The following is a 10609-nucleotide window of genomic DNA, read 5'->3' as shown; positions in this document are numbered from 1 at the left end:
GGTTATTCCGCGGCGAAGGCTAGCGGCGTGAGGCGGGCTTCCTCGGCCAGCGCGTCCAGCATGACGCGGACGAGGTCGACGACGCGCGCGAATCCCGCGCCCGGTGCGTGGTGCTTGCGATCGAGATACAGCGTGCGGTCGAGTTCCAGCTGGATCGCGTGGATGCCGGTGCCGGGCGCGGCGTGCCGTTCGAGGATATGCCCGCCTGCATAGGGTGCGTTGCGCGCGACCGAAAAGCCATGTCCGACGCAGGCCGCTTCGACGACCTCGACGAACCGGCCATCCGCCGCATGGCCGAAGCGGTCGCCGATCACGATACGCGGACCGGCGGGCGCGAGTGGCGGCATCGAATGGACGTCGAGCAGCACCGCGATCCCGAACCGTGCGCGCGCCGCCTGGAGCGCTGCACCGACCGCGTCGTGATACGGGCGATGATCCTCGACGATCCGCGTGGTGATCTCCGCATCGGTGAACCGCCGCGCCCACAGATCGCCGGCAGCCGATGTCCGCCGTGGCACGAGGCCGAGGCCGCTGCGCAGCTTGGCGGATTGCTGCGCCAGCGGAGTCGTCGCCGCGCCCTCGTCGATCAGCGGATCGCGTTCGTCTTCGCGGCGGTTCAGGTCGATCCACGCGCGCGCGCGGGTCTGGACGATCGCGGTCTGGTTCGTCCGTGCCGCCCTGGCGACCGCATCGACGAGTCGATCCTCCAAGGGCAGCAGCCCCGACAAGGGCACGCGCAACGCGGTTTTCAGCGCGAGCGGATAGTCGCGGCCCGCGTGCGGTACGGAGATTACCACGGGACTCGACGGGGGCATGGCACCGAGGCGTTCGAAACAGGACGTGGCAAACGGGGAGGATGACATCGATCCACGCTAGGACGACCGAGCGGTGCGGGCAATCGATCTGGAAATCTTAACCGCTTTGCGGCTAGGTCGGCTGCAACGATGCTGTGCGAAAACGGGACTTTAGATCGATGTTGCGAATCCTGCTGGCCGAAGACGATCAGGTCATGCGCGAATATCTGACGCGTGCGCTCGAACGGTCGGGCTATGCGGTGACCGCGGTCGACCGTGGCACCGCGGCGATTCCGCTGCTCGAAACCGAGACGTTCGACCTGTTGCTGACCGATATCGTCATGCCCGAGATGGACGGGATCGAGCTCGCGCAGAAGGCGGGGGAGATGTGCGCGGACCTACGCGTGATGTTCATCACCGGCTTCGCGGCGGTCACGCTGAAGGCCGGGCGGGCAATGCCGAACGCCCGCGTTCTGTCGAAGCCGTTCCATCTGCGCGACCTCGTCGCCGAGGTCGATCGGCTGTTCGAGATGGATAATGTGACGGGCATGCATTGAACGCTTGCACGCCGCGATAACCGCGGCTAGTGGAGCCGTCCGGCGGGCGTGTAGCTCAGTGGTAGAGCACTGTGTTGACATCGCAGGGGTCGCAAGTTCAATCCTTGCCACGCCCACCATAGAAAGCCCTGGTAGCTCGATGAGTTACCAGGGCTTTTTTGCGTCTGGCGGGATTGGCCTCGGCGCCCATCATCGACGCGATCGGCGGATCCCCGGCATAATCGCGCGTCCGGACCCCAACTATACGCCAGCTATATGCGAAAGGGGGCAATCGCTCTCGAATTGCTACGCGTCCTGCGCCTAATCGCCAGGCTCCACGGCTTCCGCGCATCATTCGCGGGGCGTCTTCGGTTGGGGTGTAGTGATGAAGCGTTTATATTCGGCGGTCGCAGGGGTTTTGCTGGCGGTTCCGGCACTGGCGATCCCGGCGGCAGCGCAGGCACAGTCGGCGCCTGACGACACGACCCCGGCGGCCCCGGCTGCAGCCAACCCGGCCGCGCCGCCATCGGCGATCACCGTCAGCGGATCGGTCGCGATCGCGTCGGACTACCGGTTTCGCGGCGTGTCGCAATCCGACCGCCAGATGGCGGTGCAGGGCGGTCTGACGATCGCGCACGAAAGCGGCTTCTATGTCGGCACCTGGGCGTCGAACCTTGCCGGCTGGGGCACGTTCGGCGGCGCGAACATGGAGCTCGACCTGATCGGCGGCTACAAGGCCAAGCTGGGCAATGGCGCCACGCTCGATACCGGGCTGACGTGGTACATGTACCCGGGCGGCGCCAACAAGACCGACTTCGCCGAGCCCTATGTCAAGTTGAGCGGCACCACCGGTCCGGCGACGCTGACCGCTGCGGTCGCCTATGCGCCCAAGCAGCAGGCGATCGGCAAATGGTACGCGACCGGCGCCGACGCGGCCGCGGGTGTCTACACCCGGCCGGGCGCGAAGGACGACAACCTCTATCTGTCGGGCGACGGCGCTTTTGCGATCACGGGCACGCCGATCACCGCCAAGGCGCATATCGGGCATAGCTGGGGGCAGGACGGCCTTGGTCCCAACGCGACCGCAGTCACCCCGACCGGCAAGTATTGGGACTGGTCGCTGGGCGCCGACACGACGTGGCGCAATCTGACCTTCAACGTGTCGTACGTCGACACCGACATCTCTCGCCGCGACTCCGCCTATCTGCAGCCCAGCTTCAGCAAGGGGCAGGACGGTACCGGCACGATCGCCGGCGGCACCGTCGTCGCTTCGCTCACCGCCGCTTTCTGACGCCGCCAACTAACAAGGATCAACCGATGGAAGACCTTATTTGGATCCTCGTGATGGTCGGGCTGGTGGCGGCGACGCTTGCTTATGCCCGCCTGTGCGACAACGCATGAGGGGGATGCGATGACTCTCGATCTCTGGCTCGCGGCACTGACCGCACTTGGCCTGCTCATCTACCTGGTGGCGGTCCTGATCCGCCCCGAACGCTTCTGAAGGAGGCGGCATCATGACATTCCAGGGCTGGTTCCTGATCCTCGGCTTCGTCGCCATCCTGCTCGCGCTGACCAAACCGGTCGGCCTGTGGCTGTTCGCGCTCTACGAAGGCCGCCGCACTCCGCTCCACGTCGTCCTCGGACCCGTCGAGCGCGGATTCTACAACCTTGCCGGGATCGATCCGGAGGCCGAGCAGGGCTGGCGGCGCTATGCGCTGCACATGCTCGTGTTCAACGTCGCGTTGATGGCGTTCACCTATGCGGTGCTGCGTCTGCAAGGCGTGCTGCCGGGTAACCCGCAGGGGCTCGCCGGGCTGTCGCCGAACCTCGCGTTCAACACCGCGGTGAGCTTCACCACCAACACCAACTGGCAGAGCTATTCGGGCGAATCGACGATGTCGAACCTCAGCCAGATGCTCGGCCTGACGATCCACAACTTCCTGAGCGCGGCGACCGGCATCGCGCTGGCGTTCGCGCTGTTCCGCGGGTTCGCGCGGCGTGAATCGAAGGCGATCGGCAATTTCTGGGCCGATATGACGCGCATCACGCTGTATCTGCTGCTGCCGTTGTGCGTCGTCTATACGGTGTTCCTGATCGCCAGCGGCGTGCCGCAGACGCTGGCCGCCACGGTCAACGTGACCACGCTCGAAGGCGTCAAGCAGGTGCTCGCGATCGGGCCCGTCGCCAGCCAGGAGGCGATCAAGATGCTCGGCACCAATGGTGGCGGCTTCTTCAACGCGAACTCGGCGCATCCGTTCGAGAACCCGACCGCGCTGGTCAATTTGATCCAGATGCTGTCGATCTTTCTGATCGGGTTCGGCCTGACCTGGACGTTCGGCAAGGCGGTCGGCAACACCAAGCAGGGCTGGGCGATTCTGTCGGCGATGGTGATCCTGTTCCTCGCCGGCGTCACCGTGACCTATTGGCAGGAAGCCGCCGGCAACCCCGTGCTGCATCATCTCGGCGTCGCGGGCGGCAACATGGAGGGCAAGGAGGTCCGCTTCGGGATCGCCGCGTCCGCGTTGTTCTCGGTCGTCACCACCGCGGCCTCGTGCGGCGCGGTCAATTCGATGCACGACAGCTTCACCGCGCTGGGCGGCATGATCCCGCTGTTCAACATCCAGCTGGGCGAGGTCGTGATCGGCGGCGTCGGCGCCGGCATCTACGGCTTCCTGCTGTTCGCGATCCTGGCGGTGTTCGTCGCCGGACTGATGGTCGGCCGCACGCCCGAATATGTCGGCAAGAAGATCGAGAGTCGCGAAGTGAAGCTTGCGGTGCTGGCGATCGCGGTGCTGCCGTTGATGATCCTCGGTCTCACCGCGCTGTCGTCGGTGCTGGCGCAGGGGCTGGCGGGGCCGCTTAACAAGGGCCCGCATGGCTTCTCGGAGATACTCTATGCCTTCACGAGCGCGGTCGGCAACAACGGGTCGGCGTTCGCCGGGTTGAGCGCCAACACGCCCTATTACAACGGCCTGCTGGGCGTTGCGATGTGGGTCGGCCGGTTCTTCATCATCGTGCCCATGCTGGCGATCGCCGGCAGCCTGGCCGCGAAGAAATACACGCCGGAGAGCGCGGGCTCGTTCCCGACGACCGGCGGCCTGTGGGTCGGTCTGCTCGTCGGCATCGTGCTGATCCTGGGCGGCCTGACCTTCCTGCCGAGCCTCGCGCTCGGTCCCATCGCCGATCATCTCGCGATGATCCGCGGCACTTTGTCCTGACGGGGGCGCCATCATGGCCCAGAATTCGCAAAGCCGTTCGCAGAGCAAGAGCCTGTTCACCGCCGACCTAGTGGTGCCGGCGATCACGGCGTCGTTCGTCAAACTCAACCCGAAGGAGCTGATCCGCAACCCGGTGATGTTCGTCACCGCGGTCGTCGCCGCGCTGATGACCGTGCTGCTGGTCGTCGGCCACGACAGCCTGAGCATCGGCTTCAAGCTGCAGCTCGTCATATGGCTCTGGCTGACGGTGCTGTTCGGCACCTTCGCCGAAGCGCTCGCCGAGGGGCGCGGCAAGGCGCAGGCCGCCTCGCTCCGTGCCACCAAGGCGGACCTCGTCGCCAAGCGCCTGAAGGGCGACGGTCGCGAGCATGAGAGCGTGCCGGCCAGCGCGCTGAAGGTTGGCGACGTGGTGCTGGTCGAGACCAACGACCTGATCCCGTCCGACGGCGAGGTCGTGTCGGGGGTCGCCTCGGTCAACGAGGCGGCGATCACCGGCGAAAGCGCGCCGGTGATCCGCGAGGCGGGCGGCGATCGCTCGGCGGTGACCGCGGGGACGCGCGTCATCTCCGACGAGATCCGCGTCAAGGTGACGGTCGAACCCGGCAAGGGCTTTCTCGACCGCATGATCGCGCTGGTCGAAGGCGCCGAGCGGCAGAAGACGCCCAACGAGATCGCGCTGACTCTGCTGCTGGTCGGCCTGACGATCATCTTCCTGATCGCGGTCGGCACGATCCCCGGCTTCACTAGCTATGCGGGTGGCTCGATCCCGGTCGCGATGCTCGCGGCGTTGCTGATCACGCTGATCCCGACGACGATCGCCGCATTGCTGTCGGCGATCGGCATCGCGGGCATGGACCGTCTGGTGCGGTTCAACGTGCTGGCCAAGTCCGGGCGTGCGGTCGAGGCGGCGGGCGACATCGACGTCCTGCTGCTCGACAAGACCGGCACGATCACGATCGGCGACCGTCAGGCGAGCGAGTTCCGCGCGGTCGGCGGCGCGAGCGATGCCGAGATGGCGGAAGCCGCGCTGATCGCAAGCCTCGCGGACGAGACGCCCGAGGGCCGATCGATCGTCGTGCTGGCACGCGAGCGGTTCGGCGTCACGACGAGCGTGTTGCCCGATGGCGCGGAAGTGATCCCGTTCACCGCGCAGACGCGGATCTCGGGCGTGCGGACCGCGGACATGCTCGTCCAGAAGGGCGCGGTCGACTCGATCCTGAAGGCCAATCCGGGGGTCGGCCAGACCGCGGCCGCGACCGAACTGCGCCGCATCACCGACGAGATCGCGCGCGCCGGCGGGACACCGCTGGCGGTCGCCAAGAACGGCCGCCTGCTCGGTGCGATCTTCCTGAAGGACGTCGTCAAGGCGGGCATCCGCGAACGTTTCGGCGAGCTGCGGACGATGGGCATCCGCACGGTGATGATCACCGGCGACAACCCGCTAACCGCGGCGGCGATCGCGGCCGAGGCGGGGGTCGACGACTTCCTCGCGCAGGCCTCGCCCGAGGACAAGCTGGCGCTGATCCGCCAGGAACAGCAGGGCGGCAAGCTGGTCGCGATGTGCGGCGACGGCACCAACGACGCGCCCGCGCTGGCGCAGGCCGATGTCGGCGTGGCGATGAACACCGGCACGCAGGCGGCGCGCGAGGCGGGCAACATGGTCGATCTCGACAGCGATCCGACCAAGCTGATCGAGGTCGTCGGCCTCGGCAAGCAGTTGCTGATGACGCGCGGCGCGTTGACGACCTTCTCGGTCGCCAACGACGTGGCGAAATACTTCGCGATCATCCCGGCGATGTTCGTCGTGCTGTATCCGGGGCTCGGCGTGCTCAACGTGATGCGGCTGGGGTCGCCCGAAAGCGCGATCCTGTCGGCGATCATCTTCAACGCGGTGATCATCCCCTGCCTCGTGCCGCTGGCGCTGCGGGGCGTGAAGTACACGCCGATGGGAGCGGGCCCGCTGCTCGCGCGCAACCTCGCAATCTACGGACTGGGCGGGCTGATCGCGCCGTTCGTCGGCATCAAGATCATCGACCTTGTGGTCGGTGGCCTCGGCCTCGCATAAGGACAATACCATGGGCAAGGATCTCACCTCCGCACTGCGACCCGCGATCGTCATGACGATCCTGTTCGCGGCACTTCTCGGGCTGGCGTATCCGCTGGCGATGACAGGGATCGGGCAGGCCGTGTTTCCGTCACAGGCGAACGGCAGTCTGGTAACGCAGAACGGCCAGGTGGTCGGCTCGACGGTGGTCGGTCAAGCGTTCGTCGGGGATAAGTATTTCCAGACGCGCCCGTCCGCCGCGGGCAAGGGGTATGACGGGCTGGCGTCGTCGGGGTCCAATTTCGGCCCGGCCTCGCACGCGCTGGTCGACCGGGTGACGCCCGACATCGCCAAGCGCCGCGCCGAAGGGGTGACCGGGCCGCTGCCCGCCGACCTCGTCACCGCGAGCGGATCGGGGCTCGATCCCGATCTGTCGCCCGCCGCCGCCGCCGTCCAGGCACCGCGGATCGCGCGGGTCCGCGGCATTCCGGTCGACCGGGTGAGGACGATCGTCGCCGCCGCGACCGAGACGTCGATCCTGGGCGAACCGCACGTCAACGTGCTGGCGATGAACCGCGCGCTGGACGCTCTGCCGCGCTGATGCCGGTCAGCGATCCGGGCAACAGCGACAATCGTCCGGATCCGGATGCCCTCCTGCGTCAGGCCGAGCAGGAGGGGAGGGGGAAGCTCAAGATCTTCCTCGGCGCGGCACCGGGGGTCGGCAAGACCTTCGAGATGCTGTCCGAAGGCGCGGCGCGACGGCGCGACGGCGTCGACGTCGTCATCGGCATCGTCGAGACGCACGGCCGGGTCGAAACTGAACGGCTGACCCGCGGACAGGAAATCGTCCCGCGCCGCGACGTCGCCTATGAAGGGCGCGTCCTGGCGGAAATGGACATCGACGCGATCCTCGCCCGCGCCCCCCGGCTCGCGCTCGTCGACGAACTCGCGCATACCAATGCCTCCGGCAGCCGCCATCCCAAACGCTATCAGGATGTCGAGGAACTGCTGGCGGCGGGGATCGACGTCTATTCGACGATCAACATCCAGCACGTCGAAAGCCTCAACGACATCGTCGCCAGTTTCACGCGGGTCCGGGTGCGCGAGACCGTGCCCGACCGGATCCTCGAACTCGCCGAGATCGAGGTCGTCGATATCCCGCCCGACGAGCTGATCGAGCGGCTCAAGGCGGGCAAGGTCTACCTGCCGCACGAGGCGACCCGTGCGCTCAGCCATTTCTTCTCCAAATCCAACCTGTCGGCGTTGCGCGAACTCGCGTTGCGCCGTGCCGCGCAGGCGGTCGACGCGCAGATGCTCGATCATGTCCGCGCGATCGGCATCGGCGGAACATGGGCGGGCACCGACCGGATCGTCGTCGCGATCAACGAACTGCCCGGCGTCGATGGCCTGGTCCGCGCGGCCAAGCGGGTCGCGGACGGGCTGCACGGCCCGTGGACGGCGTTGTTCATCGAGACGCCGCGCACCGCGCACTTCACCGATGTCCAGCATCAGCGCGTCGCGGCGGCGATGACGCTGGCGACGCAGCTCGGGGCGGCGGTCGCGACGGTACCGGCCGCGTCGGTGGTTGAGGGTATCCAGGGCTTCCTGATCCACGCGCGTGCGACCCAGCTCGTCGTCGGCAAGTCGCGCCGCTCGCGTGCGTTCGAATTCATCCACGGATCGATCGTCGACCGGCTGATCCGCGGGACGAGCGGAGTCACCGTCCACGTCCTGCCGATGGAAACCGAAACCAGGACGTCCGCGCTGGCATGGCGGCGGTCGAAGGCGGGCTGGGGCTCGCCGACTGGCTATGCCATCACGCTCGCGCTGGTCGCGGCGATCACGACGGTCGCCAGCGCGCTGTTCCATATCCTCGATCTCGGCAACGTCGCGCTGCTGTACCTGCTGCCGGTGATGGTGGCGGCCAGCCTGTTCGGGTTGCGCACCGGGCTGTTCGCCGGGATCGCGTCGAGCCTCGCCTACAACTTCTTCTTCCTGCCGCCGGTCGGCACGCTGAGCATCAGCAACCCTGAAAACCTGATCTCGATCTTCGTCCTGCTCGGCGTGGCGATCGCGACCAGCCAGCTCACCTCGCGTGTGCGGGCGCAGGCCGACCTTGCGGCGGCGAGCGCGCAGACCAACGCGACGCTGGCGGGGTTCCTGCGGCAGTTGAGCGCGATCAACGATCCCGCGGTGGCGGCGCGGATGATCTGCGACGACGTCGCGCAGGTCTTCGCGGTGCAGTCGGTCCTGCTCGCCCCGACGACCGGCGCCGGGCTGACCGTCCAGGCCGCGAGCACCGCCGATTACCGGCTCGACACGATGGATCTGGCCGCCGCGAACTGGGCGTTCGATGCCGGCGCGGCGGCGGGCAAGGGATCGGCGACGCTGGCCGCGTCCGAATGGCTGTTCCAGCCGGTCAAGGCGGGCGGGCGGACGCTCGCGGTGCTCGGCATCGCGCGGGAGAACAGCGGCGATCCGGTCCGCGCCGATCAGCTGCCGCTGCTCACCAGCCTGGTCGATCAGTCCGCGCTGGTGCTCGAACGGCTGCGGCTCGAAACCGAGATGCGCGATGTCGATGCGGTGCGGACGCGCGATCGGCTGCGCGCGGCGCTGCTGTCGTCGGTCAGCCACGATCTGCGCACGCCGCTGACCGCGGTGATCGCGGCGGCGAACGAACTCGATCACGGTGCCACTCCCGATCTGATCGCGACGATCAAGACAGAGGCGGCGCGGCTCAACCGGTTCGTCGCGAATCTGCTCGACATGGCGCGGGTCGAGGCGGGCGCGCTCAAGCTCAACATCGAGGCGACCGATCTCAGCGATGCGGTCGCCGGCGCCGCGCACGACGCGCGCCGCGCGCTGGAGGGGCATGCGGTCCGGCTCGACGTGCCGCCCGACCTGCCGCTGGTCCGGGTCGATCCGCAGTTGCTGCATCATTGCCTGCTCAACCTGCTCGACAATGCCGGGCGCTACGGCGATCCCGGTACCGAGATCGTCGTCGAGGGGCGGCATCGCTACGGCGAACTCAGGCTGGCGGTGCTCGACCACGGCGCGGGCCTGCCGCCCGGTCGCGAGGCCGAGGTGTTCGAGACGTTCCGGCGGCTCGAAGGGTCGGACCGCGAGATCGTCGGGACCGGGTTGGGGCTTGCCATCGTCAAGGCCTTCGCCGAGGCGATGGGGATGATGGTCGAAGCCGGCAATCGCGTCGACGAGCCCGGCGCCGCGTTCACGCTGGTGTTCCCGTCCCCTCTCATCGTGCGCAACGTCGCACCCGAAAGCGCGATCTGATGCCTGCCAAGATCCTCGTCGTCGACGACGAAATCTCGATCCGCCGCCTGCTCCGCAACACGCTGGAACGCGCGGGTTACACGGTGGTCGAAGCGGTCGATGCGCGCAGCGCGATCGCGTGCGCGGCGGCCGAGCATCCGAGCGCGATCCTGCTCGACCTCGGATTGCCCGACCGCGATGGCCTGAGCCTGATCCCGGTGCTGCGGCGCGACGGCGATGCGGTGATCCTGGTGGTGTCCGCGCGCGACTCGACCGACGAGAAGGTTGCCGCGCTCGATCTCGGCGCCGACGATTTCGTCACCAAGCCGTTCGACAGCGACGAACTGCTCGCGCGGTTGCGCGTCGCGCTGCGGCATCGGGCCACCGCCGACACTGCGCCCAAGCTCGTGCGGAAAGGCGGTCTGACCATCGATCTCGATCGTCGCGTCGTGACGCGCGACGGCGAGGAACTGCATTTGACGCGCAAGGAGCATGAAGTGCTTGCGGTGCTGGCGCGGCATAGCGGGCGGGTAGTGACGCACGACAAGATCATCGCCGCGGCATGGGGTGGCGACGAGGATCCGCGGATCGAATATCTCCGCATCGTGATCCGCAACCTGCGTCAGAAACTCGAGGCGCCCGATCCGGTCGGCAGCGTGATCGCCAACGAACTCGGGGTCGGCTACCGTCTGCGCACCGACAGCTGAACGGCGATCGGGCCGGTCTGCCCGCTTTCCAGAGACGGGG

At 67.6% G+C, this 10609-nt stretch carries 9 protein-coding genes and 1 tRNA gene; 9 read left to right on the top strand and 1 reads right to left on the bottom strand.

Features of this window, described 5'->3' with window-relative positions; genetic code table 11:
- Positions 1-2 precede the first annotated feature (2 nt).
- Positions 3-815 carry an N-formylglutamate amidohydrolase gene (locus C8J43_RS01550; protein WP_243645361.1) on the bottom strand — a complete coding sequence of 271 codons (813 nt, stop codon included), beginning with the start codon at positions 813-815 and terminating at the stop codon, positions 3-5.
- A gap of 158 nt (positions 816-973) precedes the next feature.
- On the opposite strand from C8J43_RS01550, the gene C8J43_RS01545 reads away from it, so the two are divergent.
- From C8J43_RS01545 to C8J43_RS01505, 9 genes are all read left to right on the top strand, one after another.
- Complete coding sequence (locus tag C8J43_RS01545) at positions 974-1351, top strand: response regulator (protein WP_060527212.1); 378 nt, start codon at positions 974-976, stop codon at positions 1349-1351.
- Between the two features lie 44 nt (positions 1352-1395).
- Positions 1396-1470: transfer RNA gene (locus C8J43_RS01540), tRNA-Val, on the top strand.
- A gap of 245 nt (positions 1471-1715) precedes the next feature.
- Complete coding sequence (locus tag C8J43_RS01535) at positions 1716-2621, top strand: TorF family putative porin (protein ID WP_133029460.1); 906 nt, start codon at positions 1716-1718, stop codon at positions 2619-2621.
- Positions 2622-2741: 120 nt separating this feature from the next.
- Entirely contained in the window at positions 2742-2831 is a 90-nt protein-coding gene (gene kdpF / locus C8J43_RS01530) for a K(+)-transporting ATPase subunit F (RefSeq protein WP_022685962.1), read from the top strand.
- Between the two features lie 13 nt (positions 2832-2844).
- Positions 2845-4548 carry a potassium-transporting ATPase subunit KdpA gene (gene kdpA / locus C8J43_RS01525; protein WP_133029459.1) on the top strand — a complete coding sequence of 568 codons (1704 nt, stop codon included), beginning with the start codon at positions 2845-2847 and terminating at the stop codon, positions 4546-4548.
- A gap of 13 nt (positions 4549-4561) precedes the next feature.
- Positions 4562-6613 carry a potassium-transporting ATPase subunit KdpB gene (gene kdpB / locus C8J43_RS01520; protein WP_056055255.1) on the top strand — a complete coding sequence of 684 codons (2052 nt, stop codon included), beginning with the start codon at positions 4562-4564 and terminating at the stop codon, positions 6611-6613.
- A gap of 10 nt (positions 6614-6623) precedes the next feature.
- Entirely contained in the window at positions 6624-7193 is a 570-nt protein-coding gene (gene kdpC, locus C8J43_RS01515; protein ID WP_133029458.1) for a potassium-transporting ATPase subunit KdpC, read from the top strand.
- The gene (locus C8J43_RS01510) at positions 7193-9883 is read left to right on the top strand and encodes a sensor histidine kinase KdpD (protein WP_133029457.1); all 2691 of its coding nucleotides are present in this window, start codon (positions 7193-7195) and stop codon (positions 9881-9883) included. The genes kdpC and C8J43_RS01510 overlap by 1 nt, the downstream gene beginning before the upstream one ends.
- Positions 9883-10569 (top strand): response regulator transcription factor, encoded by a 687-nt coding sequence (locus C8J43_RS01505; RefSeq protein WP_133029456.1) that lies wholly within the window; start codon positions 9883-9885, stop codon positions 10567-10569. Before C8J43_RS01510 ends, C8J43_RS01505 begins: the two co-directional genes overlap by 1 nt.
- The last annotated feature ends 40 nt before the right edge of the window (positions 10570-10609 follow it).

The sequence above is a fragment of the Sphingomonas sp. PP-CE-1G-424 genome, from assembly GCF_004341085.1.
Classification (GTDB): domain Bacteria; phylum Pseudomonadota; class Alphaproteobacteria; order Sphingomonadales; family Sphingomonadaceae; genus Sphingomonas.
The sequence above is the reverse complement of the archived record's forward strand: the minus strand, read 5'-3'. Positions and strand labels throughout refer to the sequence as shown.

Coding starts and splice junctions, on each gene's coding strand:
- C8J43_RS01545 (WP_060527212.1), top strand. CDS start 974: ATGTTGCGAATCCTGCTGGCCGAAGACGATCAGGTCATGCGCGAATAT.
- C8J43_RS01550 (WP_243645361.1), bottom strand. CDS start 815: ATGCCCCCGTCGAGTCCCGTGGTAATCTCCGTACCGCACGCGGGCCGC.
- kdpF (WP_022685962.1), top strand. CDS start 2,742: ATGACTCTCGATCTCTGGCTCGCGGCACTGACCGCACTTGGCCTGCTC.
- kdpA (WP_133029459.1), top strand. CDS start 2,845: ATGACATTCCAGGGCTGGTTCCTGATCCTCGGCTTCGTCGCCATCCTG.
- C8J43_RS01505 (WP_133029456.1), top strand. CDS start 9,883: ATGCCTGCCAAGATCCTCGTCGTCGACGACGAAATCTCGATCCGCCGC.
- kdpC (WP_133029458.1), top strand. CDS start 6,624: ATGGGCAAGGATCTCACCTCCGCACTGCGACCCGCGATCGTCATGACG.
- C8J43_RS01535 (WP_133029460.1), top strand. CDS start 1,716: ATGAAGCGTTTATATTCGGCGGTCGCAGGGGTTTTGCTGGCGGTTCCG.
- kdpB (WP_056055255.1), top strand. CDS start 4,562: ATGGCCCAGAATTCGCAAAGCCGTTCGCAGAGCAAGAGCCTGTTCACC.
- C8J43_RS01510 (WP_133029457.1), top strand. CDS start 7,193: ATGCCGGTCAGCGATCCGGGCAACAGCGACAATCGTCCGGATCCGGAT.